This window comes from Thermodesulfobium narugense DSM 14796, from assembly GCF_000212395.1.
GTDB lineage: Bacteria > Thermodesulfobiota > Thermodesulfobiia > Thermodesulfobiales > Thermodesulfobiaceae > Thermodesulfobium > Thermodesulfobium narugense.
Map to the genome: position 1 here is coordinate 1,826,970 of NC_015499.1, position 24,847 is coordinate 1,851,816.

25 protein-coding genes and 1 other RNA gene are annotated in these 24,847 nt (G+C 34.5%); 12 read left to right on the plus strand and 14 right to left on the minus strand.

The window, feature by feature from the left end; all coding sequences use genetic code 11:
- Positions 1-21 precede the first annotated feature (21 nt).
- From THENA_RS09055 to THENA_RS09065, 3 genes are all read right to left on the minus strand, one after another.
- The gene (locus THENA_RS09055; protein ID WP_013757100.1) at positions 22-1,893 is read right to left on the minus strand and encodes an APC family permease; all 1,872 of its coding nucleotides are present in this window, start codon (positions 1,891-1,893) and stop codon (positions 22-24) included.
- Between the two features lie 112 nt (positions 1,894-2,005).
- Positions 2,006-3,691, minus strand: coding sequence for an ABC1 kinase family protein (locus tag THENA_RS09060; protein WP_013757101.1), 1,686 nt, complete (start codon positions 3,689-3,691; stop codon positions 2,006-2,008).
- A gap of 16 nt (positions 3,692-3,707) precedes the next feature.
- Positions 3,708-3,998, minus strand: coding sequence for a phasin family protein (locus THENA_RS09065; protein WP_013757102.1), 291 nt, complete (start codon positions 3,996-3,998; stop codon positions 3,708-3,710).
- 185 nt (positions 3,999-4,183) lie between these two features.
- On the opposite strand from THENA_RS09065, the gene ffs reads away from it, so the two are divergent.
- The 8 genes from ffs (at position 4,184) to THENA_RS09100 (ending at position 8,267) form a co-directional block, all read left to right on the plus strand.
- Positions 4,184-4,450: signal recognition particle sRNA large type (ffs, locus tag THENA_RS09845), an RNA gene on the plus strand.
- A gap of 60 nt (positions 4,451-4,510) precedes the next feature.
- The gene (locus THENA_RS09070) at positions 4,511-4,900 is read left to right on the plus strand and encodes a PaaI family thioesterase (RefSeq protein ID WP_052296082.1); all 390 of its coding nucleotides are present in this window, start codon (positions 4,511-4,513) and stop codon (positions 4,898-4,900) included.
- Complete coding sequence (smpB, locus tag THENA_RS09075) at positions 4,897-5,343, plus strand: SsrA-binding protein SmpB (protein WP_013757104.1); 447 nt, start codon at positions 4,897-4,899, stop codon at positions 5,341-5,343. The genes THENA_RS09070 and smpB overlap by 4 nt, the downstream gene beginning before the upstream one ends.
- Before the next feature lie 19 nt (positions 5,344-5,362).
- Complete coding sequence (gene sppA / locus THENA_RS09080) at positions 5,363-6,232, plus strand: signal peptide peptidase SppA (RefSeq protein WP_013757105.1); 870 nt, start codon at positions 5,363-5,365, stop codon at positions 6,230-6,232.
- A 23-nt stretch (positions 6,233-6,255) separates the two neighbouring features.
- Entirely contained in the window at positions 6,256-6,606 is a 351-nt protein-coding gene (locus tag THENA_RS09085) for a cupin domain-containing protein (RefSeq protein WP_013757106.1), read from the plus strand.
- Between the two features lie 10 nt (positions 6,607-6,616).
- Positions 6,617-6,997, plus strand: a complete 381-nt coding sequence (locus THENA_RS09090; protein WP_013757107.1) for a cupin domain-containing protein — start codon at positions 6,617-6,619, stop codon at positions 6,995-6,997.
- 10 nt (positions 6,998-7,007) lie between these two features.
- Positions 7,008-7,601 (plus strand): riboflavin synthase, encoded by a 594-nt coding sequence (locus THENA_RS09095; RefSeq protein ID WP_013757108.1) that lies wholly within the window; start codon positions 7,008-7,010, stop codon positions 7,599-7,601.
- On the plus strand, positions 7,602-8,267 hold the full coding sequence (locus tag THENA_RS09100) for an endonuclease III domain-containing protein (protein WP_013757109.1): 666 nt from the start codon (positions 7,602-7,604) through the stop codon (positions 8,265-8,267).
- Here the strand turns inward: THENA_RS09100 and THENA_RS09105 are convergent.
- Positions 8,242-9,888 carry a DHA2 family efflux MFS transporter permease subunit gene (locus tag THENA_RS09105; RefSeq protein ID WP_245523245.1) on the minus strand — a complete coding sequence of 549 codons (1,647 nt, stop codon included), beginning with the start codon at positions 9,886-9,888 and terminating at the stop codon, positions 8,242-8,244. The two genes, THENA_RS09100 and THENA_RS09105, sit on opposite strands and share 26 nt — an antisense overlap.
- 115 nt (positions 9,889-10,003) lie before the next feature.
- On the minus strand, positions 10,004-11,089 hold the full coding sequence (locus tag THENA_RS09110; RefSeq protein ID WP_013757111.1) for an HlyD family secretion protein: 1,086 nt from the start codon (positions 11,087-11,089) through the stop codon (positions 10,004-10,006).
- Between the two features lie 262 nt (positions 11,090-11,351).
- Between THENA_RS09110 and THENA_RS09115 the strand changes: the two genes are divergently transcribed.
- Positions 11,352-11,768: a universal stress protein gene (locus THENA_RS09115; RefSeq protein WP_013757112.1), complete on the plus strand. Its 417-nt coding sequence runs from the start codon at positions 11,352-11,354 to the stop codon at positions 11,766-11,768.
- Between the two features lie 59 nt (positions 11,769-11,827).
- Here the strand turns inward: THENA_RS09115 and alaS are convergent, their stop codons facing one another.
- The 7 genes from alaS to THENA_RS09150 form a co-directional block, all read right to left on the minus strand.
- Complete coding sequence (alaS, locus tag THENA_RS09120) at positions 11,828-14,392, minus strand: alanine--tRNA ligase (protein WP_013757113.1); 2,565 nt, start codon at positions 14,390-14,392, stop codon at positions 11,828-11,830.
- 77 nt (positions 14,393-14,469) lie between these two features.
- Entirely contained in the window at positions 14,470-15,108 is a 639-nt protein-coding gene (locus THENA_RS09125; RefSeq protein WP_013757114.1) for a nitroreductase family protein, read from the minus strand.
- Between the two features lie 70 nt (positions 15,109-15,178).
- Positions 15,179-15,985, minus strand: a complete 807-nt coding sequence (locus tag THENA_RS09130; protein WP_013757115.1) for a slipin family protein — start codon at positions 15,983-15,985, stop codon at positions 15,179-15,181.
- A gap of 49 nt (positions 15,986-16,034) precedes the next feature.
- On the minus strand, positions 16,035-17,336 hold the full coding sequence (locus THENA_RS09135) for an NfeD family protein (RefSeq protein ID WP_013757116.1): 1,302 nt from the start codon (positions 17,334-17,336) through the stop codon (positions 16,035-16,037).
- A 2-nt stretch (positions 17,337-17,338) separates the two neighbouring features.
- Positions 17,339-18,532 (minus strand): DUF3084 domain-containing protein, encoded by a 1,194-nt coding sequence (locus tag THENA_RS09140; protein WP_013757117.1) that lies wholly within the window; start codon positions 18,530-18,532, stop codon positions 17,339-17,341.
- Positions 18,520-19,578 (minus strand): LptF/LptG family permease, encoded by a 1,059-nt coding sequence (locus THENA_RS09145; protein ID WP_169309433.1) that lies wholly within the window; start codon positions 19,576-19,578, stop codon positions 18,520-18,522. The genes THENA_RS09140 and THENA_RS09145 overlap by 13 nt, the downstream gene beginning before the upstream one ends.
- Positions 19,579-19,613: 35 nt before the next feature.
- Positions 19,614-20,177 carry an OstA family protein gene (locus THENA_RS09150; RefSeq protein WP_013757119.1) on the minus strand — a complete coding sequence of 188 codons (564 nt, stop codon included), beginning with the start codon at positions 20,175-20,177 and terminating at the stop codon, positions 19,614-19,616.
- Between the two features lie 226 nt (positions 20,178-20,403).
- Here THENA_RS09150 and THENA_RS09970 point away from each other — a divergent pair, with 226 nt between their 5' ends.
- The 3 genes from THENA_RS09970 to feoB are packed head-to-tail and all read left to right on the plus strand — an operon-like array spanning position 20,404 to position 22,923.
- The gene (locus tag THENA_RS09970) at positions 20,404-20,580 is read left to right on the plus strand and encodes a hypothetical protein (protein ID WP_013757120.1); all 177 of its coding nucleotides are present in this window, start codon (positions 20,404-20,406) and stop codon (positions 20,578-20,580) included.
- Entirely contained in the window at positions 20,567-20,794 is a 228-nt protein-coding gene (locus THENA_RS09155) for a FeoA family protein (RefSeq protein ID WP_013757121.1), read from the plus strand. The genes THENA_RS09970 and THENA_RS09155 overlap by 14 nt, the downstream gene beginning before the upstream one ends.
- Positions 20,761-22,923, plus strand: a complete 2,163-nt coding sequence (feoB, locus tag THENA_RS09160; RefSeq protein ID WP_013757122.1) for a ferrous iron transport protein B — start codon at positions 20,761-20,763, stop codon at positions 22,921-22,923. The genes THENA_RS09155 and feoB overlap by 34 nt, the downstream gene beginning before the upstream one ends.
- On the opposite strand, the gene THENA_RS09750 is transcribed toward feoB, so the two are convergent.
- Positions 22,909-23,349, minus strand: a complete 441-nt coding sequence (locus THENA_RS09750; protein ID WP_154645354.1) for a ComF family protein — start codon at positions 23,347-23,349, stop codon at positions 22,909-22,911. The two genes, feoB and THENA_RS09750, sit on opposite strands and share 15 nt — an antisense overlap.
- A 208-nt stretch (positions 23,350-23,557) precedes the next feature.
- A complete protein-coding gene (gene metK / locus THENA_RS09170; RefSeq protein WP_013757124.1) occupies positions 23,558-24,751 on the minus strand; it encodes a methionine adenosyltransferase in 1,194 nt (397 codons plus the stop codon).
- Between the last annotated feature and the right edge of the window lie 96 nt (positions 24,752-24,847).

Here is a 24,847-nt window from a genome sequence, read left to right on the forward strand (position 1 = left end):
ATAGGGACATAATAAAACGAATCATTTCTTAGGTGTTTTTTGAGGGAAAAATTCCATCTTGAATTCAAATTTTGGGTAAATGGTCGGTAGTCTCAAGATATGATAAGTTCTTAAACCCATAGCAACCCTTTCAAGCCAGGAAGAAGTAGGCCAGCCCAGATGAACAACTATCCTTCTGTCCGGAAAACTCTCCTGCAATAAGCCAAGCAAGCCATTTATGCCGCCGTCAATCCCCCAAAAATGATTGACCGGAATTATAAAATGATTATTTGATATTCGTTTAGGTATGCTTTGCCTGGACATAAAAAACGTTACAAAAATTTTTGAAGAGTCATCGATTCTTTCTGATGTACGTTCCATAGGCCTTCTAAAATAGATATGAATATTGGATATATCATTTTCCTTTATGTAGTTTATCACGTCTTGGGGCTTCTCTGTTGATATCTTGACAGCTTTATCAATATTCTTACTTCTTATAATAATAGTTCCAAATATCAAGAAGACAATTAACGAAGAGAGCCATAAAAGAGCACCATCAGGCTTGTCTTTAAGTAAAAATATAAAGCTTCCCAAAAACAATATGAAAAGGAAACTATTTAAAAGTATGCTTGTAGAATATTCTTTTACATCTTCTCTACCCCTGTACGCCCTATATACTATAAGGTTAAAAAGGTTTATTACAAATGTGGCTACAAGACCTATTGCGTACATCTGTGCTACAGTATGCTGATTGCCGGATGTTATCAAAATTATCGAAATAAATGCAGTAGACATAATAATAATTATTCTATACGCTGCACCAAATCTATTGGTTTTCGTTAGCGGTTTAAATTTATACTTTTCCGCAACCCTATCAAGAAGCTCAACAGACGCTACCATCGCAGTATTTACAGCAAATATCAAAGTAACAGCTGCGAGTATTACTACTATTATTGCTAGTGGTAAGCCGCCTAACATACGTGAAAAAAAGGTTATAAGATCTTCTGAGTGATCTATTGGATTTGGTACTTGTGAGAGGGCAAGCGTTCCAACCAACGGTATTATAATCCCAACTGTTAAAGCAAGCGTAATATATGCCTTTTTGATAGTTTTCCAATTTTCTACTAGTGAATGCGTCTGCAATACAGATTCGATACCTGAAAAAGCAAGTATAGTAGCCGACATATTAAAAGTAATAGACGTGTATGAGTGGATCGGATTGGAAGTTAAAATATCTTTTAAGCTAGCATGATATGCATCAATAAGAAAAGGCAATCCTGTATTGATATTAAAAAGTCCTAGAATTGCAACGTTCACCAATACGACAGCTGCAATTACAAATATAGAATAAGTTACTTTAACATTTTCCTTAATGCCTATCAAATTAAGGAAGGCAATAAACAATATAATCGAAACTTCAAATATTATCTTTAGTTCATGGGGAAATGCTAGGAGAGAGTGTATATTGTCTATAGCAGAAACGCTTGACATTGCTGCAGTCGTAATATAGTCAACTATTATAGAAGCAACAGCAACAAAAGAAAAGGTCTGACCAAGAACCAAATAAGAAAAATTATATACTCCGCCACCTTTAAGATTATTTTTTTCAAGAATTTCAGCAACTTCAGTTAGAGAAAAGGAATATAAAGTTACCATTGCAAAAGTAAAAACAAGGTAGAAAACAGCATGTTTGCCAATAAAGTGAAAAGCCTCACCGGGAGCATAAAATATAGACGTTAATTCGTCCATCATTGTAATTACTGCAACCCCCATAAAACCTAAGAAAAGCATTCCACCTTTTTTATAGTATAAAATCCTTTTTCTCTTTGTAAGGTAAAACAGCGCTGCAAGAAGCAAAGCATTACAAAAGATCATAATTAAGATCTTGAACGTATCTAAACCAGTTACAGTCAAATTGATCTAACACTCTCCTCAAAGTAAATAAATATATCTACTTATTTTAACATTCAAAGTTAGCTGTAATTATTTCTAAATAATATTGCATAAATATAAACATTTATAACTTTTAGGATCTTAAAATTTCAATAAGCAATTTTAAGCACAATAGAATCGCTAAAACAAAACCTAAAAATCCAGGCAAAGGATAGCCAAATATTTTAAGGTTCGTTTGAAATTGAAAAAGTATTGATGAACCTATCACCAACGATGCAATTATGATAGCAAGACTAAGACGATTTCCTAATTTATCAATGTGATTGATAAGACTTTCTAATCCCTTGTGATCGAATCTAATTGTAAGATTGTCATCTCTAAGTTTTGAAAGAATCTCTCTTAAATTAGAAGGGAGTTCCTTAAAGAGTGAAGTTGTATCTCCAAGGATAAAAGAAAAATCTTTAGAAATTCTAGAAAGATTTATGTCTTTTAACATTAGGTTTTTAATATGAGATCTTAAGTATTCTATCATGTTAAATTCTGGATAAAGTACTCTACCAATGCCTTCATGAATTACTAAAGCTCTTAGCATTAATACTAACGTGGTTGGGAAACGAATCTTATATTTTCTAATTATGTCTAAAAATTCTTCAATCAGCGTCCCCACGTTAAGATCTTTTAAAGGGACTTCATAATATCGTTCCAAAAAATCAAATAAATCAATTCTAAAGTTTATTATATCTTTTGGTTGAGGAGCTATGTTAAGACTTAAAATAGCCTTTATCAATAAATTTACATTTTTATCTAAAATAGCTCTCAAGACACTGATAAGCCAATCTACAATAGTATCATCAAGAATGCCTACCATCCCAAAATCTACAAAGGCCATAACGTTGTTATTTAGAAGAAATATATTTCCAGGATGAGGATCCGCATGAAAAAAATGACATTCAAAAATCTCTCTTAGGATAAAATGAGCACCGTTAAGAGCAACGCTCTTTTTGTCCACATTTAGATCGGGAAAGTTATCAACCTCAGAGAGCTTATATCCATTTATATATTCCATTGTCAAAACTTTTGGTGCAGTTAAATCCCAGTAAACCTTTGGAAAATAAACTGTCTTATCGTTTTTAAAACATTTACTAAATCTCTCAATATTGCGCCCTTCTCTAATAAAGTCTAATTCTTTTCGAATAGTCTTCGCAAATTCCTCAACAATTCTATCAGGCTCATAATAACCGATTTCTGAAAAGTGTTTTTTCAATAAAATAGCAAAGTCGTATAAAATTTTGATATCTGATTCAATAATCTTTTCTATTCCAGGCCTTTGGACTTTAACAGCTACCTCTTTTTTAGTTTTAGTTATAGCTTTGTGTACCTGGGCCAAAGAACCTGCTGCTATGGGAGTTTCATCAAAAGATGTAAACATCTCTTCAAGGGGCCTTTTAAACTGGCTTTCTATGACTTCTCTAACCTTTATAAAAGGAAACGGGGGGACATTGTCTTGTAATTTGCTTAACTCTTCTATAAATTGATTCGAGAGAAGGTCAGGTCTACAGCTCAATATCTGACCAAATTTTATAAAAGTAGGCCCAAGTTCCTCTAAAACTAAACGTACTCTTTCTGGCGTAGAAAGACGTTCTATACCAGTTTTTTCCTTTCTAACAGTTCCCCTTTGCCAGAAAATAAAAAATCTAAACCCTAGGCGCCCTTCAACCTTATCAAGAATATCTTCAAAGCCATAGCGAATTAAAACTGAAAATATTGTTAAATAGCGCTTTAACTCTCTATAACTTCTCCCTATTTTAAGTAAAAACACAGATTAACAATTATCTTTAAGAATTTTTCTTCTCTATCTCATCAAGTCTCCTTAAAATTTTTTCCATATCATCTTTGGTAGGCACACCCATTTCGGATATAGTTTTTTTAACTACTTCAGAAACCTTTTGCGTCAATTCCTTTTCATGCTTATCTATCTGATCAAGAAGATTGTTTACTACCTTATACTTTTCTTCCTTTGCAACTTCACCTCTCTTAACTAATTCATCAACTAATTTCTCAGCTTTTTCTCTAGTAATATCCATCACGCCAAGTCCCATTAGTAAGGCCTTGTTAATTAAATTCATCTTTTTCCCTCCTTAAGATAGAACTAAAAAATTAGCTAAACTACTTTAACTTTTAATTTTACTACCAGTATATTAGTTTTAAATAAGATTAAAAATAATATCAAAAATATAAAATGAATAGTGTAACTTTCTTTGCTATAAATAGATAGATAACATATTTACCCTTACTTCATGTTAGAATATTATTGTGCTAAGCGGGGAGCTGGCGGTGCCCTGTACCTGCAATCCGCCATAGCAGGGCTTAATTCCCCAGCCGAGGCTTAGAGATGTAACGCAGCCCTGTATAGTGCAATGTTGATAGCAAGGCCTTACGCGGCGGCGCTATCGTGAACCCCGCCAGGACCGGAAGGTAGCAACGGTAAGCGGTCAGACCGGGTGCCGTAAGTCTCCCTTGCAGGAGTTGCACTTACAGAAAGCGGTTGTATCTCTATTGTCGAAGCTGGGGTGCACGATTGATCTAAGCTTAATTATATTATTTTTTAATATTTAATATTTTGAGAAAGGACGTTATGTTGATAGCAGATGATTGGTGTTTTGCTTGTGGAAGGGCTAACCCATTAGGACTTCGTCTTGAGATATCTCAAGACAATGAAGGCGTATTTACCACATTTCAATTTCAAAAAAACCACCAAGGATGGAATAATATTGTGCACGGCGGAATAATATCAACGCTTCTAGATGAATTAAGCACCTGGGCAGCGGTTAAATTAGGGCACAACGTAGTAACAGCTCAGCTAATAGTAAAATTCAAAAAACCTATCACTATAGGCACCTATGTAAGGGTATTTGCTAAAGTAACTGAAGACAAGGGTCGCCTAATTTATGCAAAATCTCAAATAGAAAGCCTCGATAAAACTATATTATATGCTACAGGACTAGCCACTTTATCAGTTATAAGATGAGTAGTTTTTCTCCTATAATAGAAAACAGAAAAGCACGATACGAATATGAGATACTGGAAACCCTTGAAACTGGAATAGAACTTAAAGGCACAGAAGTAAAATCGCTTCGACTTGGCAAAGCTTCTTTTTCTGGATCGTATTGTCAGGTTGAAAGGGGCGAGCTTTGGATTTATGATTTTCACATATCCCCATATGAACAGGGGAACATTTTCAATCTTGATCCGAAAAGAAAAAGGAGACTCCTTGCTCACAGAAGTGAAATACTTAGGTTATACAATGCTGTAAAGCGTAAAGGGCTCACATTAATACCACTAAAGTTATATTGGAAAAGAGGAATAGCAAAAGTCCAAGTTGGACTCGCTAGAGGCAAAAAATTATATGATAAGAGAGAGACTATTAAAAAGAGAACAATGGAAAAAGAAAGTAGGAGAGGAGAATACTAAATTATGAAGAGAGTCAAAAATGCTTAAAAGACTTAGTCTAGCCCTTATATTTCTTTTGATATTAACTATTGTTTTTTCTTTGGGCTATATGGCAGCAAAGTTTAAGCCAGCAGGCGCTAAAGTCGGTTATATCGAAATAAATGGAACGATAAACGATCAAACCAGCGAATCAGTATCATCAGCTATCAGGAGAGCTAAGCAAGACCCAAATATTAGGGGAATACTTTTAAGGGTAAATAGTCCCGGAGGGTCGGTTGGTGCTAGCCAGGAGATATTTGAGACCCTAATGAACTACAAAGAAAGTACAGGAAAGCCTATTATTGTTTCTATGGGAGATGTGGCCGCTTCTGGTGGTTATTATGTTTCTTTAGCGGGCGATAAAATTTTTGCCCTGCCGTCCACTCTCACTGGAAGCATAGGCGTAATCGCTAATATATTAGATATCCATGAACTTATGAAAAACATTGGCATAAAGGAAGAAACCTTAAAAACTGGAGAATATAAAGATACAGGTTCTATGTTCAGGTCTCTCACCCCAAAAGACAAAGAATATTTAATGGGCCTTATTGGAGATTCATATGGTCAATTTTTATACGACGTTTCAACAAGACGCAATATCCCTCTTGACAAGCTAAAAAGTATAGCAGATGGAAGAGTTTTTTCTGGGGCAAAAGCAAAGTCGCTTGGACTAATAGATGAACTTGGTACTCTTAACGACACTATAGATTACATGAAAAATCTACTGGGGGTTAAAAAGATTACATTAGAAAAGCTAAACAGCAAAAATATTTTAGAAGAACTGATGAACACTTCATCAAAAACTGATGTAGAACAAAAAAACTTTTTGATGTATATTCTTCCTTTTTTTAAAAATAATTTATTAAAATAAAAAATAAATTTTAGGAGGTTATAGTGGCTAAAATTGGAAATTCCTTTGAAGTTGAAAACAAAAAAATGGAGGTAGATGGCGCTAAGGGTGCAAGTATTAGATGGCTTATAACGCCTGAAGACGGCGCACCTAATTTTGCAATGAGGATGATCACCATTGAACCAAATGGACAAAGTCCTGCTCATTCACACGATTTTGAACACGAGATGTTTGTATTAGAAGGAGAGGCAACTGTAGTCTCAGATAATTCAGAGACAAAGGTATCAGAAGGGTCCTTCATTTTTATAAAACCTGGTGAATTTCATACTGTTAAAAATACCGGTACAAAAGTTTGCAGGTTTTTGTGCATGGTACCAAACTATTCCATAAAGTAAGGGTGAAATAATGCTACCAAGACTAAAAAATTTAAACAAACTCGCTTTCGAAAGAAAAAACGGCATAAACAAAAAGATCGTATTTTCTCCAAACACTGATGGCAATCATTTTTTGTCACTGCATCTTTATGAGGGTGTGCCAGGAGAAGAAATCAAACTTGACACAGAGGTGGGCGATGAAATAATTGTTGTAATCAATGGCAGTCTAAAAGTAAACATTAATGACGTTGAATATCATGTAAAAAAGGACATGTCTATCCTTTTACCCTCAGGCGCAAGCTATCAGCTTATAATTGAAGGAGGGGAACCGCTAAAGGCTTTTGTAATAGGCTGTGAACAATGTATTCTTGCAAGCGACTTGAAAAAAGAATTTGAATCGGTAACAGAATAAGAATAGAAATATGTTTACTGGTATCATAGAAGATGTTGGCCAAATAATTTCCTTTTCTCCACAAGGATATGGCTATAAAATTAAAATTTCTTTTAAAAAACAATTTGATGATTTAAAAATTTCTGATTCTATCGCAGTTGATGGTGTTTGTCTGACGGTAACAAAAATAAACGGTCAATCCTTTGAAGCCGATATCTCAAAAGAAACTGTTTCTGTTACTACTTTTAAACATTTGAAAGCTGGAATGAAAGTGAATCTTGAAAGAGCAATGAAACACGACTCAAGATTTGGAGGACACATCGTGCTTGGTCATGTAGATGCTGTGGGGAAAATTGCATCCATCAAGAGTGAAAAGTTGAATACAATACTTACTGTAGAATTCCCTCTCCAACTAAAAAAATATATAGCTCATAAAGGCTCTATCGCTATAAACGGAATAAGCTTAACTATAGCTGCAGTAAAAGAAAATTCTTTTGACGTGGCGCTCATACCTCTAACTATAAAGGAAACTTCTCTTTCAGACAAGAAAGTAGGCTCACTCGTTAATATTGAAGTCGACGTTATATCAAGATATATTGAAAATCTGCTGAAGTATAAGGATTAGTTGACAAAAGAAATTGATCTTTTAAAAAATTATGAAATTTTATATGATACTTTTGGCCCTCAGGGCTGGTGGCCAGCTGATAGTCCATTGGAAGTTATAGTTGGTGCTGTTTTTACTCAAAACACTTCGTGGAAAAATGTAGAAAAGGCTATCTTCAAATTAAAACAGGAAAATTTATTGACCCTTAATAAATTGGTTGATATTGAACAGGACAAACTTGCAATGTTTATTAAGTCTGTTGGATATTACAACATAAAAGCCAAAAGATTAAAAAACCTTATATCAGAAATATATAGAAATTTCAAAAAAATCGAAGAGGTTAAAAAATTAGATTTAATCGATGCAAGAAGATTTCTTCTCGGTATAAACGGCATTGGATATGAAACTGCTGATTCTATTCTTCTTTATGCTCTTGAATACCCCATATTTGTAATTGACACATACACTCTAAGATGGCTCGAAAGGCTTAATATAAAATTTTCTGGTAACAAAAAGGAGATTTATCATAAATCACAAGATTTCTTTATGAAGAATTTGCCAAATGAAACTGAATTGTTCAAAGAATATCACGCTCTAATTGTAAAACTTGGAAAAGAATTTTGTAAGAAGAAACCAGATTGCAAAGAATGCCCTTTTCTTGTCAAAGCTCAACAACACTTTCTATAACCTTTGAATCTTCTTTATTCTTTAGCTTATCAGGTCTAGTATCTCTAATTAGAAAGCTAAACAAAGTAGCTACAATAAATAGAAAGAGTATCCAAAAAAACGTAGTATTATAAGCCATAATAGCTGCATGACGGTCAATATAATTGCTCAAAATCGCAAAAGTCTTGTCCGGCAAATCAGCAGGTGTAGAGCCCGCATTTTGCATCAAAGCTCCACTTAGGCCAGCAAACCAAGTGCTAAGTATTGGAGACGTAGTAGCAGGGCTAACCAAAGAGCTTTGCGTATAAAATGGGTTGTTTGTAACGATGTGTTCTACCATATATGCTCTGTTTATAGTTGTGGAGTTTTCAAGCATGGTAGCAAAAACAGCTATCCCAACGCTGCCACATACAGTTCTTATAAGATTAAAAAGTCCAGATGCTCCAAACATATACCTTTTTTCAACAGTCATTAGAGCTGCAGTGCTCAAGGACACAAATATAAAAGCAAAGGCAACTCCCTGAATTAACTGAGGAACCAGTATATCCCAAGCATTAGTGTTAAGATTCATTACAGTTAGAGGGTAAAAGCTAATTGTAGCCAATACTGTAGCAATAAAAATCATCTTTTTTGGTCCCAAAAAATTATATATTCTTCCTGCAAGTGGCATGGCAAAAGCCATAGCAAGGCTTCTTGGCATAAGAGCCAAGCCAGATTCCATCACCGAATAACCAAGAAGGCTCTCAAAAAGCATCGGCAATAAAAACAAGCTCCCGAAGAGACCCATGCCAAAAATCCCACCAAGTGCAGTAGCACTGGTAAAGGATAGGTCCTTTAAAACCCTTAACTCAACAATAGGTTTATCAGTTTTTAACTCCCAAATTATAAACAATATAAGAGAAACTGCACTGGTAACAGCAAGTCTTACTATAAAATCAGACTCGAACCAAGAATTTTCCTGGCCTTTTTCGAGCATTATCTGTAGGGTTGAAAGGCCTATCGTCATTAATATAAGTCCTATATAATCAATTTTACCGGTATGTCTCTCTCGATCAGAAGACTCTTTTAAAAAGAAAGAGATTAGTATTAGGTTCAATATTATAAATGGCATATTTATATAAAAAATCCAGTTCCAGCTATAGTTATCAGTAATATAGCCGCCGAGTGTAGGTCCAATACCGGGTCCCAAAACAACCCCCATACCAAAGATACCCATAGCCTTTCCTTGTTCTTCTGGAGGAAACGTTTCTCTGAGAATTGCCTGTGACATAGGAATTAGAGCGCCGCCGCCCACCCCTTGGATAACTCTAAAAAAGATCATCGATTCCATATTCCAAGCAAGGCCGCACAAAAATGAACCTACTCCAAAAATAATCACGCTAAACGTGAAGAATCTTACTTTGCCAAACAAGTCGCTTAAAAAACCAACCGCGGGCATCACAACCACATTTGATAACATATATGCTGTTGAAACCCAGGTAATTTCAGTAACTGACGCACCAAGAGAACCCCTCATATTCGGCAAAGCAACGTTTACAATACTGGTGTCAAGGGCGGCTACCAGCGTGCTTATCATTATTGTAAGTGTTACCATCCATTTATTCGGTAAAGCAGTATCTGTAGACATTATTAGTTTTTTCACATCCTTAGAATTGAAAATAAAGTATAAGCACAATAAATTAAAGTTTGTTTAATTCTTCATTTAGGAATGAAAACTTTAAACTAACTAATTAAAGTTGTTCAAAAAGGTCTGTTAACTAAAATCCTGTATCCACATAAGGATTTACAGAAAGCCCAGGATAAAGAGGATGTTTAGGATCATATGGGCTATCAATTGCTATCCTCACAGGTACCCTCTGAACAACTTTGACGAAGTTTCCTGTAGCGTTCTCGGGTGGCAAAAGACTAAATACTGCTCCTGTGCCTGGTTGGAAACTTTCAACGTGCCCTTCAAACTTAATTCCAGGGTAAGCATCAACGTATATATCTACCTTTTGACCCACTCTCATCTTGTCAAGCTGAGTCTCTTTAAAGTTTGCAGTAACCCATAGATCATTCTTTTTTACTAAAATGAACAAAGTCTGACCCGGCACAGCATAGTTTCCTACTTCTGCAAACTTTTTTGCAATATAGCCGTCTTCTGGAGCATAAATTTTCGTTCTCTTAACGTTAACAAGGGCTTGATCCAGATTTGCCTTAGCTTGTTTAATAGCATATAAAGCTGTAACCTTTTGGGCCCTGATGGTGTCTAGAGCCGCCTTAGCCTGAGCAACGGCTTTTTTTGCGGCTTCCATTGCAGCTACAGCAGTCTTTTCCTTGGTAACATAGGTATCATAAACGTCAGCTGAGACTGCATCTTGTTTGTAAAGATCTTCATACCTCACCTTTTCCTTTTGTGCAAGCTCTGCCTGTGCTTTAGCTGATGAATAGTTATCCATTGCTTGTTGCAAGGCAGCTTCAGCTTGTTTTTCAGAACTTTCGAGTTCATTGATTGTTGCCTTAGCTTTGTTTAGTGTAGCCTCGTTGAGATTAAGGGCATTTGTATAATCAGAAGTTTCAATTTCAGCTAGAACTTGACCTTTTTTCACTTCTTGATATCTCTCTACATTTACTGCAACAATCTTGCCTGATATCTCAGGAGAAATATAAATATACGTGCCTTCAACATATGCATCGTCTGTGCTCTGGTGGGTAAGAGAATAAACTATCTTTTGGTAAGCAAAAGGAGAAAGTATTACAAGCACAACTAAGAGAAATATAAGAAAACCCTTTTTGGAAGGCTTTTTTGGCTGTGGGAGTTTAAACTTAGCCTTGATATTGTTTTCTTTAAGTTGGTCTGACATAATTCCTCCTAAATAGTTTCTTATTGATAAAGTATTATTTTAGTAAATACTGACCAATCAGTCAACCACATAATTTTATGTGAAAAATAGTCTAATTTAAAGATATATATAATTAAAAATGACAGAGTTTCATCTTTGATAGTTGGTTGTTATAAATAACTTAATTTTTTGGATACAGAAAGAATTCTAATGAAAAAAGGTATTTACAAATTATTTAAAGTGATATAATTTAGTTAGTAAATATTTTAAGGAGGCGTTTGACATGGATCGGAAGTCTGTTTTGGTAGCCTTTAAGAACTTTAATGTAGACAGATCTGTCTTGAAAGAGGCTACAAGGATTGCAAGGTCAAATAATGCTGTCGTTTATCTTCTGAACATAGTCGAGCGCTCTAGTTTCCTTGGGGTATATAACCCTAATGCTGAAGAAGAACTTCTTAAAAAAGCAGAAAGCGAGATTGCAAAGGCAAAAGACTATCTCAGATCAGAAGGTGTCGAAGCGTTTGGACTTGTAAGATTTGGCGAAAGAAGTGAAATAATATGCGACGTTGCTAAAAAAATAAAACCAGTAAGAATTGTAATTGGAAACAGAGGGCTTAAAGGTATAAAGAGATTTTTGTTTGGTGGAGTACCAGAAAGAGTAGTAAAAACTTCGCCTTGCCCTGTATATGTTGTAGAATAGTTTAGAGAAAACAAACTTTGCCCCCGAAGTAAATTTTCGGGGGTTTTTATTTTTTATATTTATACAGTTTTCAAAAAATCTTTTAAAGCAATGATAGCAGAGTTAAGTTTGTTAATATTTTTAATCCCACCTTGTGAAACCTTGTCTCGACCACCAGCTCCTCCACCCGTAACACTTGTAATGACCTTCGCTAATTCCTTTGCACTCAAACTTTGTGACAATTTGTCTGAAATCGACAATACGAAACTGGCGCTTTGATTATTAACCGAATAAATAAACAATATCAAATTATCAAAACGATTTCTTGCCAAATCAACAAAAAAAAGCATATCTTCGCTAGCAAAACCATCTAAATTTTCAGAGTATAAGGAAAATTTCCCAATCTCTTCTACAGTAAGGTTGTTAGCTTTCATTCTCAAATAATTCATGGTAACTTCTCTAAGTCGCTTTTTAGTTTCATCAAAATCTTTCAAAATAGAAAGTGACTTTTTCAGCGGAGAACCGCTTGCATCCAAAATTTTATCTATTTCATCAAGGTCTTTTCGTTTTTGTTGAAAATATTTTAAAGCTTTAAGTCCAGTAAACGCTTCAATCCTCCTAACAGAACTTGCAATAGACTCTTGTTTCACAATAACAAATGTACCAATTTCACCAGTCATTTTCACATGAGTACCACCACACAGTTCTGAAGAAACGCTGTCAATACTTACCACTCTAACCCTGGACTTATATTTGTCTGAAAACAAAGCTATAGCACCTGATTTTATTGCATCCTCAAGATCCATTTCCTGAACTATAACTTTAAAATTTTCCATTATTATTTTGTTTACAGATCTTTCAATATCAGCAATATCTTCATCAGACAAAGCATTTGAAAAAAAGTCAAATCTTAATAGTTCATCTGAAACAAACGAACCTTTTTGTTTAACAGTCTCACCAAATTTTTCTCTAAGTACAGCATGTAGAATATGAGTACAGGTATGATTGCTTGAAGATAATCTTCTACGCTTTATATCAATTTCTGCCTCTACATAATCCCCAGCGCAAAAGCTTCCAGATTCTACCTTCCCAAAATGAAATATTGCATCCTTTTCCCTTTGCACACTTGTTACTCTAAATGTAGAATTTTCTGATACAATATAGCCGATATCAGAAACCTGACCACCGCTCTCCGGATAAAAAGGAGTCTTATTCAGGATAATATAGCCTTCTTCCCCAGCTAATAGGCTTCTTACTTCATTATTATTTTTGTATATACCAAGTATTTTTGAATTAGTTTTAAGGTTATCATAACCAACAAATTCTGAAGTAAAAGAAGTAGTTATAATTTCGTCTACAAACTGGGACCCCTGTCTAGAAAGATTCTTTCTTTGCATCAACAGTTCGTTAAATCCCTCAATATCAACCCCTATATTGAATTCTGCAGCCATTTCTTTAGTTAACTCAACAGGAAAGCCATAAGTATCATAAAGCAAGAATGCAATTTCTCCAGAAATAATACCATCTTTTTTAATTTGAGGCATTAATTTGTTAAACATGCTTAAACCATCTTTGAGACTCTGAGAAAATTTTTCTTCTTCCGATCTTATAGCATCTATAATATAATCTTTTTTCTCAAAGAGTTCAGGATATGAATGACGGTAAATGTTAGAAACGGTTGGAACTGCCTTATATATGAATGGAGTCTGATATCCTGACAAGTGTGAAAAGGTAAGAGCCCTTCTCAGAAGTCTTCTGACTACATAGCCCCTCCCTTCATTCGAAGGAAGTACCCCATCTGAAATTGCAAAAACAGCACCTCTTAGATGATCAGACATAACTCTTAATGGAATAATCCCTTTTCCTTTGTATTCTATTCCCGTAATAGAAGAGAGCTTTTCAATAATAGGATATATTAAGTCTGTCTCATAATTAGAATCCTTTCCTTGTAAAACTGAGGCTATCCTTTCAAGTCCCATTCCGGTATCTATACCCTTTTTACTAAGTAAAGTTAAGTTAGATTCTTCATCTCTATTGTACTGCATAAAAACAAGATTCCAAATTTCAAGAAACCTATCACAATCACATAGAGGCGAACAATCAGGTCTCTTACAACCAAAATTTTCTCCTCTATCATAGTATATTTCAGAACAGGGGCCACAAGGACCTACGGGTCCAGCAGACCAAAAATTATCCTTTTCACCTGATCGATAAATCTTTTCAGCAGGTATGTCTAAAGACCTCCAAATCTCATATGACTCATCGTCATCCTTGTATATAGTTATAAAAAGCCTTTCCTTTTGCAAATGTAAAACTTCTGTAACAAAAACCCACGCAAAAGGGATAGCTTTCTCTTTAAAGTAGTCGCCAAAGGAAAAGTTACCCAACATCTCAAAAAACGTATGATGTCTGGCGGTTTTTCCTACCTCTTCAATGTCATTGGTTCTCAAACATTTCTGAGAAGTGGTTGCTCTTTTGAAGGGCGGTTCTTCTCTTCCTAAAAAATATGGCTTGAATGGAACCATTCCTGCAATTGTAAACAAAATTGTTGGATCTTCTGGAACAAGCGAAAAACTTGGTAAAACAGTGTGGCCTCTCTCTTTAAAATAATTTAAAAAAAGGCGTCTAATGTCATCTGAAGTCAAGGGGCAAACCTCCTACATTTCAATCTAAGCAAGAATTTAAATATTTTAAATATTATATCTATATTATATAAACAAAGTTACATAAAGCGTAGCACTTCACTAACGCTTTTGCGTTTTGGTGGAACCAGATCTTTTATTGCAGGTTTTCCTAAAGGTATAGTAGCAACAATCTTATCATTTTCTTGAATCCCAAGAATCTTGCCCATTTCCTTTCTTGCAATATTTGGTGCAGTCATCCAACAACTTCCATAACCTAATATATGTGCAGCAATCTGAAGTTGCAAAATACTTGCTGAAACGCTTTGTATTGATGCCTCGTAGGCAAAAGAAGGTTCATCTTCTTCTACAAAGTACTCATTTATAAAATCCATTACAGACTTGTATGGTTTCGCAATAGCAAATATTACAACGGGAGCCTCTTTAAAGAAGGTAAAATAAAAACTCGATTTTGAAATGAGTTTTATCTGCCTGGCATCCTTTTCTTTATCAAGAGTAGATGCTAGAAATTCAAGCTTTTTGAGAACTGCATTTGCAAGCTCTTCCTTTACACCATTATCATACACCGCGACATATTCCCACGGTTGAGAATTAGTTGCAGATGGAGACATAGTTGCGATATATATAATTTTTTCAATATCCTCTTTTGGGACTGAATCAGGTAAAAATTTTCTATGAGATCGCCTACTCAAAAGAACTTTAACAAAATCTTCTTGCATCATCATCCTCCATCTTATATTTTTACAAAAGAGATATCTCAAATGTGCAGATTTTGAAATTTTAAAATGCTTATTTATCCTCTTTTTCTACACTTTGTAAATATGCAGGATTGAAAATGTGGCTCAAGAGGTTTATTGGAATAGGAAGTATAGTAGTTGTGTTTCTCTCAGGAGAAATATCAGCAATTGTTTGTAAAAACCTTAGCTGAATGGTTAAGGGGTTCTGCGCCATAACTTCGGCAGCCTGTTTTAGTTTCTCTGATGCCTGAAATTCTCCATCTGCGATAATAACCTTTGCTCTTCTGAGCCTTTCCGCTTCAGCCTGTTTAGCTATAGCCCTTTGCATCTCTTGAGGTATTTCAACGTCTTTTAACTCAACTACGCTTACTTTAATGCCCCATGGGTTAGTTTGTTCGTCTATAATTTGTTGAAGTCTGTGGTTTATGGCTTCTCTTTGTGACAACATTTCATCAAGCTCAGATTGACCAAGAACTGATCTCAAAGTAGTTTGTGCAATTTGAGATGTGGCTCTCACAAAATTCTCAACTTTAAGCACTCCAAGTTCAGGATCAACTAATCTAAAATATACTACTGCATTTACCCTCACAGGAACATTATCCTTTGTAATGATCTCTTGTGGAGGGACGTCCATTGTAATAGTTCTTAAATCTACCTTTACCATTCTTTCAACAAAAGGAATTAAAAGTATAAGACCTGGTCCTCTCACTCCTACAAATCTTCCTAATCTAAAAACAACACCTCTTTCATACTCCTGAGTAATTCTTATAGCACTTGGAAGAACTATTGCAATTACAAATATTACAAATAAAATAAAAATTAAAACTGAACTAAAAGCAAATCTAACAATCTCGTACATCTTAACCTCCTTTCAAAACTTTTTAATATAGTTTAGTTAATTATATAACTTAAGTTGTTTCTACTTTTCTCACTTTAAGCACAATACCTTCTTTCCCTACTATTTTTACCATATCGCCAACTTTATAAATTTGATCGTCTACTGGTTTTGCACTCCAAAGTTCTCCATCGAAAAAAACTAAAAGCAATTTTGTGCCTTCTCTGACATCTTTTACTTCGACTTCCTTGTCAATAATATTGGAAAAATCTATAAATGGCTTTTTTCTTCTGGTTCCTAGAACAAGATAAAAAAGCATAGCTATCAATAAACCAGTTAATATAGCAGCCGGGATTGCAACTGTAAGAACTGATGGATAGCCCAATCTTTCAGAAGGTTCAAAAAGCATGAACATCCCAAAAACTAAACTTATAATACCACCTATAGTCAAAATACCGAAAGAGGATACAAAAATCTCTGTAACAAAAAGAACAACAGCAAATCCTATAAAAAGTAGTCCTGTGATATTAAATGGTATATTCCCAAGCGCAAAAAATGATAACACAACGCATATGAAACCAATAATTCCTGGAAAAATTAACCCAGGACTTGCCAACTCAAATATAATTCCATAGATTCCGATCATCATTAATATACTTGCCACAGTAGGATTTGAAATAAGATGTAAAAAATTTTCAAAAAAAGACATTTTATAATACACAAAATTTGGCTCTAAATTTAAGGTCACTTTATTATTATCAGCTACAACTGTCCTACCATTCGCTTGAGAAACTAAAGAATCTAAATCTTTAGCCACCATATCTACTGCACCTTCTTTAAGTGCCTCTGAATCGTTTAGACTTTGACTATTTAATACCGAGTTTTGAGCCCAATTTTCATTTCTTCCATGAATTTTCGCAAGACTCCTAATATATGAAGCTGCATCTTGAGCTGCCTTTTCAAGTAGGGTCTTATCATTTCCCCCTCCAATCATCACAGGATGAGCAGCGCCTATAGAAGTATTGGGAGACATAACAGCCAAAGAGGACGCTTCTACAATAAAAGTACCTGCAGATGCTGCCCTTGCACCAGATGGGTATACAAAGCTTGCAACAGGCACCTTTGATTTTAAAATAGATTGAACTATCTCTCTCATAGATTGATCAAGCCCCCCAGGCGTATCAAGTTCTATTACTATAAGTGACATATTATTGTTGTTTGCGCTATCAATACCACTTTTTATATACCTTGCCACCACGGGGTCTATTGCACCATTAACCTGTAGAACTAAAATTCCTCCTGCATAAGCTTTATGAAAAAAAGACAAAGTAAAACAAAACAAAAAAGTTATGATTATAAGATTAAAATATCTCATAACTAATTAACCATTATTTGAATGTGTAAGGGACCAATTGCATAAGTATCTTCTGCTGCAAGAATACTAACCTTGACTTTACTCTGATAGGATAAATTTTTAATATTTCTTATCGCATTATAAAGAACAGGATATGATACGTTCCCAACAGTTCCGGTTAAAGGATCTGGAACAATCCCCCTTAACTTCGCTACGTGATTGGTCTCTTGTAACAAGAGTCCTAGTTTAGCAAGAAGCAAATTGCTGTCAAGATTTGGATCTATTTCAGCAGATACTATTGTTTCATCCTTTCTAAAAACAAGATTGTTTTCAAAAACTTGAAGAGAGGCAAGAATATGTTTCTCACCAACCACAACGTTGCCCTCAGAAAGTATCCTCACCGCAAATTGAATATTGTTTCTTGCCATCAAGTTAATAGAATCAACAATATTTTGCTTTGGGATAAAAAGAACAGTATCAGTATTTTTTAGCCCCAATTCATTTACAAGAATAGAGTTGGTCCTTTGTATAAAATCATTTAGTTCACTTTCACACATCGTTTTGTCTCCGCCCTGAATTATTGTTTGAGCAATTATTTGATGTGCCTCAAATTGAAGCTTGCCTGTCCTAAGAGACTGAATTGATGTTTTTAGCTTATCTAGCAAGGCTCTCGAAGAACTAATATCGTTTAATAAATTTTCTTTTTCAGAATTTAAAGAAGCAATTTTTTCATCCAGCAAGGATTTTTGATATTCCATTTCTTTTATATGAGAAAGAGCTAGTTTATTTTCGTTTTTTAGATTTATAGTATCTAAAATAAGTTTTCGCTTTTCATTATTGACGTTATCTAGATCAAGCTTAAGATTTTTCAATTCATCTGAACTTTTATTGTACTCCTGTAAAAGCCTATCCTTTTCTTGTGCCAAATTATTTTTTTCTTTTGTGAGAACAGAAATCTCTTCTTTTAAGGTCTGAAGACCAAAAAGAGCTACTCTCGCATTTTGAGAAAGAGAAAGCATAACAACAACAGTTATTGCAGCTATTAAAATTCCTGAACTAACAGACATAAAGGTTGCAGTATGTTTAGGTCTTAGACCAAAAATAGAAAGCTTTTTTTTGCCAGCTTTTTTCCCTAATTTATCTGCGATGTAGGCAACTACCGCGCTAAGAACAAGAAGAATTGGTATAAAATAGAACCCTAATTCTAAGTGTCCCACTTGACAACCATAAATATCCCAAAGATTGTAATTAATATGTCCGCTCCGAATGAAGCTATAAAGGGAGGAAGGTAACTCATATAACCTAGGGTTGTAAACAGGCTAAAAATTAGATAATAGAAAAGAACAGTAGTTATAGCAATGCCAAAACCTATAGCAGATGACTTTCTTTCAGAAGCTATTCCAAAAGCTACACCTATACATGCAAAAGCAAAACACGCAAATGGAAGAGAAAGTTTGTTATATAAATCAACGTACAAAGACTTATCGACAATGTCTTTGGAATTTGAAAGATAGCTCAATAACTCAAAAAAGCTCATATCTCTAGGCTTTTTTGTAGGCAAAGCCTTTACAGTTTGAGGCAAAACCCCAAGAGGAACAATTAATTTTTCGAAATCAAGTCTCCCCACAATAATTCCATCCTTTGAAAATTCATAAGACAATCCCTTTGATGCTACCCATCTGTTACCTGTAAATGAAAGTTCACTTGAATAAATTGTTCTTTTCAAAAACTCATTGTCAAATTCCTGAATATAAACGTCTTGTAAAGACATTGTAGCAGGTTTATAGTCTTTTGCGAAGATTATAAATTTTGGTTGAGGGCTATCAGGAGGCAACTTAAATAAAACATTTTGCCTTTCGGTATTAAGCTCTTTTTTTAGGTCCTTTGCAATAATATATCTACTTTTATCTAACAGAGGATAGGCTAGTTTTTCAAATGTAAAAAAAGAGACTGTTGAAAAAATAATGCCAATTATTATAAAGGGCAAAGAAAATTTGAAAATAGACAAGCCTGCAGATCTTAAAGCTACAAGCTCCCAATTTGATGAAATCCTGGAAACTGCCATCAAAACACCTAAAAGAGTTGCCATTGGAAAAGCAAACGCTATAGAATAAGGCAGCCCACAAGCAGCAAGTTTTGCGCCTGTCAAAAACGACCCTTGATTATCAGCAACTAATTTTATGGTTCTCATTGATTCCCCAGCCAACATCAATCCAGAAAACGCAAGAAGGCCAAAGAAAAAAAAAGGTAAAAAATCTTTCAATATATAAGACCAAAAAAGTTTATTTAAAAGAAGCCTCATTGTCCTGTGTTTGTATTAGTTTCAGAAGAATTGTTCGTATCTTTTTTTGAAGAAGTTTCTACGTTGGCTGACTTCACGTTTGTTCCTTCAATCTTACCTGTTTTTAAATTTATAGAAAACTTATCACCTGTCATTCTGGAAGAAGAAGAACCAATTGAAGCGTTTCCAATTAATGTAGCTATATCATCAGACAAAGTTAGCTCGTTACAGGAAAAAGAATATTCTTTATAAACTCCGTCTTTAACGTTAAAGGCATCTACATTAGTTTTGTTATCTGATTTCTTCAAAATAATTTTTTTCGCTAGAAAACTTACATCTTTTCCACTTAATTTGCCATTAAAAAGGTCTAGGACAGATGTATTAGGATAATATTCTGCCTTTTCACCAGTAAACTCGTAGTCCTTGTAAGTAATTACAACATTTCCCTCGGCAACCCAAGTGCCAGAGCCAAAATCAAGATATACTTGATCTGCTTTTACATTTGGAGTTTCAGCAAAAGAAATGCCTGTAAGCAAAAACAATGTTACAAAAAAAACTAAAAAAATTCTTATAAAATTCAACATTCCCTCCAAAATTAAGGTTTTAATTTTAAAGCTATTATTTTTAGCTATCAACTATATTAAATACATTATATATTATAAATGAAATAAGATTAGATTAATTTTAAAAAAGCATAAGCTTTACACTTGAACAATTATAAATATCCTTTTAAACATCTGGTTGACAAAAACCAACAATTATACTAAACTTTAATTGTTAGTCAAAACTAACTTTGGAGGAAAAATTATGGATATTTTATTTATTTTATTAGTAGGCATTGTTTCCTTTTTTGTGTTATATAAAATTTTCTCAAAAAGAAAAACTATATGCGACAGTTGTCCCAACAAAGCTTGTAAAACAAAAGATTTTAACTGCTGTGATCTAGAAACCTTTCCCAAGGAGGAAAAAGATGGTTCTAAATAAGGCATTAAAAAACAAAAAGTATAGAGTAATTGACATAAAACTAGATGAAAAGCTTGCAAGAAGACTTCAAGAGTTGGGAATAGTAAAAGGCGGAAAAATTCACATGATAAGAAAGGCTCCTCTAGGAGATCCTATACACATCTGCGTAAACGGTCAAAATATTTCGCTAAGGAATTCGGTTTGTTCAGGCATCGTTATAGAAGAAGACAAATAGCCAACTTAAGCGAAAAAATCGTAAAGGTCGCTTTTGTAGGCAACCCAAATGTGGGAAAATCTGCACTTATAAACGCACTTTCCGGATCGAATCTAAAGGTTGGCAATTGGCCGGGAGTTACAGTCGAAAAAAAGGAAGCAAACATTATTATAAATAACCAGATGTTTTCACTGGTAGACTTGCCAGGTGCATATTCTTTAAACCCTTTTTCTTTAGAAGAAAAAATAACAAGAGATTTCTTAATCAAAGAAAGACCAGATGTAATAGTAAACGTAGTAGATAGTAATCAACTCGAAAAAAGTCTTTTCTTAACTTTTGCTTTATCAGAATTTGAAATACCTATGGTAATAGCTCTAAACTTTTTTGACGAAATGATCAAAAACAAAACAGAAATAGACATTAAAAAATTAAGAGACATTTTATCAATAGAAGTAGTTCCTACATCAGGAATAAAAGGAATAGGAATAGATGAGCTTAAAAAAGCGATTTACAAAAGTGTAAGCGAAAGAGATTTGCCAAATATCTTATTCGAAGAAAAACTCGATAAAAGATTTAAGCGAATTAAAGAAATATTATCTGATAAGAAAGAGAAATTGGGTTATCCTTTATCTTTTGTAGCTGCAAGAATTCTAGAAAACGATCAGCAAGTGATAAGTGAGCTAAACGACAAAAAGCTTCTCGATAAAGGTATTTTAGAGCTTGCTGTTGACAACACAACATATATCGAATCAAGATACAAACTTATATCCTCAATATGCAAAAAGATTTTGGTAAGACACAAAGACAGCAATGAAATAACTCAAAAAATTGATTCAATACTTTTGAATAAATTTTTCGGCTTGCCACTCTTTTTCATAATGATGTTTATAGTATTCAAACTTACCTTTGATCTGTCAAAACCATTTGTAGACTTTACCAGTTATTTCATAAATGACTACGTTGGAAAGTATACAATTTATCTTCTCTGGTTTTTGCCAGATATACTCAAATCACTTATAAAGGAAGCCATTATAGGCGGTGTAGGTTCGGTAATAAGCTTTTTTCCACTAATAGGGGTATTTTTTTTGTTTATATCAATTCTTGAAGAAAGCGGTTACATGACGAGAGCAGCTTTTCTTATTGACAAACTCATGAGTTCAATTGGTCTAAGTGGCAAAGTTTTTATTCCTCTTATACTTGGTTTTGGATGTAATGTTCCTGCTATTTACGCCACAAGAGGTCTTGATTCCCAAAAGGATAGGCTTCTTGCTGGTCTTATGATACCTTTAATGTCTTGTTCAGCAAGATTGCCAGTATATCTTTTGTTTACTGCTGCTTTTTTTGAAAACTTTAAAGAATTAGTAATACTTTGTCTATACTTCCTGGGAGCCTTTATTGCAATAATACTTGTCATATTACTACAACTTGCAGTCCCATCTCTAAAGATGGACTCCACGCCGTTCATATTAGAACTTCCACCATACAGAATCCCTCCTCTAAAATTTCTCTTGAAACTCACAGGTTTTAGAGTAAAGTCTTTCGTAAGAAAGGCCGGGTCGGTAATACTATTCACAATGATACTTGTGTGGAGCGTAAATTCTTTACCATACAACGCACCTAGCGGCGAAAGTTATCTTGCACAAGGTTCAAAAGCAATTTCGTTTATATTTGCTCCTGCAGGTTTTGATAAATGGGAAGCGGTCGCAACCCTTTTGCCAAGCGTAGTTGCCAAAGAAGCGGTCATTGGAACTCTGGGTCAGATACTTGAAGGAGAGCAAGGAAATTCAAATACAGCCAAAGATTCGGAAGAATACAATTTTCTAAGCGATACTTCAAAGGTAGCTGTAAGGTTTAAGGATTCTTTTATTGAAGCTGCTTCAAATCTCTTAAATTTCTTTACAATTCAATCATTTCAGGAAAAAGAAAAAGATGAAGGACTTATCAACAGGCTAAAAACTTTATTTACCCCACTTTCAGCTCTTTCATTTATGATATTCATTTTACTCTTTGTACCATGCATTGTTACTATTAGCGTTTTAATTCAAGAATACGGAATAAAATGGACTATATTTGAAATCTGTATGCTACTGTTTATTTCATATAGCGTTTCTACCCTTGTTTATCAAGCTGGGAAATTATTTGTGCACTGAGTTTTTATAATTTTCCCAAAAAACTGGTGAAACAGCAAAGGTCAAAGAATAAACTATTTTAGAACCTGATCTGGTTAGCTCTTTATATGCGCTTCTTAAGGTTGCTCCTGAAGTAATAACGTCATCAATTAGTAATATTTTTTCAGGGCTAAATTCTGCCTTAAAGCAGTTTTCTACGTTAAGGCGTCTTTCACCAAAGTACAAAAGATGTTGTTTTTTCGTTTCCTTTATCTTCTGAAATCTATATATAGGAAGCTTTTTCTCTCTAGAAATATTATTTACAATTCTGTCAAGATGTGAGCGTCCAAACCTGTCATCAGGAATACACGAAATATAAAACCCTTCAAACTTTTTGTCCTTTAGAAATTTCAGAACTAACTTAGATATCACTTCCATTGCTATCGTGTTTGACTTTGCTTTTATCACTAAATCTTTAAACTTGTCTTTATATATCCCAATAGCAAAAGACTTCCGAAAGGGGGGATAAAAAAATTCAAATGCGTTTTCAAACGTTGAAACACAGTTTGGGCAAACATATTCAAGGCTTAAATCGTCACATAAAATACAATGCCCTCCAAATAGGAGGGCAAAAAAATCTTTTAAGGCTTTCAAGGTTAAACTCTGGATTTAAACTCTAATTTAAACCCTTCTTAAGTTCCTCAACCTTGTCTAATTTCTCCCAGCTAACCCCCAGATCAACTCTACCCATATGACCATAAGCAGCAAGTGGCCTATATATGGGACGTCTGAGATCTAACTGATTGATAATAGATCTTGGTCTAAAATCAAAAACATCCCTAACTAGTTCTTCTATTCTCTCCTCTGGCACATTATTAGTGCCAAAAGTATCTATCATTATAGAAAGCGGATTAGCTTTCCCTATAGCATAGGAAACTTGAATCTCAACCCTTGATGCAAGTCCTGCAGCCACAATGTTTTTCGCTACGTATCTTGCATAATATGCACCAGATCTATCAACCTTTGTAGGATCTTTGCCAGAAAAAGCTCCTCCTCCATGTCTAGCCATACCTCCATAAGTATCAACAATTATTTTTCTACCAGTCAAACCAGAATCTCCTTGCGGACCGCCAATTACAAACCTTCCAGAGGGATTAATTAATATCTTCATTGAATCATCTCTTAAATTCTCTGGAATTACTGGCATAATAACCTTTTCTATAACTTCTTTTTCAATTTCTTCATTTTCAATATCGGGCTTATGCTGAGTAGATATTAGAACGGTATCAACTCTTATTGGCCTAAAACCCTCGTACTCTACAGTAACCTGAGTTTTGCCATCAGGTCTTAAAAAGGGAATTATTCTATTTTTCCTGACAAAAGCTAGTCTTTTGGCCAAATTATGGGCAAGTGTAATCGGGAGTGGCATATATTCTTCTGTCTCATCACAGGCAAATCCGTATACCATTCCCTGATCGCCTGCTCCAAGCTCTTCTTCAGGCGCACTCACTTTTTCACCACGTTTTTCTAAAGCCACGTCAACTCCATGAGCTATATCGGGTGATTGTGGATCTATAGAGGTCAGAACCGCACAGGTTTCGCTATCAAATCCGTACTTTGCCCTAGTATAACCAACCTCTTTGATAGTCTTTCTGATAATACTAGGAATATCCACATACGTCTTTGTAGTGATCTGCCCAACCACTAGCACCAACCCTGTAGCAACAGTAGTCTCAGCCGCAACTCTCCCCGCTGGATCATCTTCTATTATTGCGTCCAGAATGGCATCAGAAATTTGATCTGCAATCTTATCTGGGTGGCCTTCTGTAACAGATTCTGAGGTGAAAAAATAATGCTTGTTTTGGATCAATTTTTGTACCTCCTGAAGATTAAATTTTAATTCACATTATCAAATATTTATTACAAAATTGCAAGCATTACAATTTATTTGTGTTAATAGAATTCG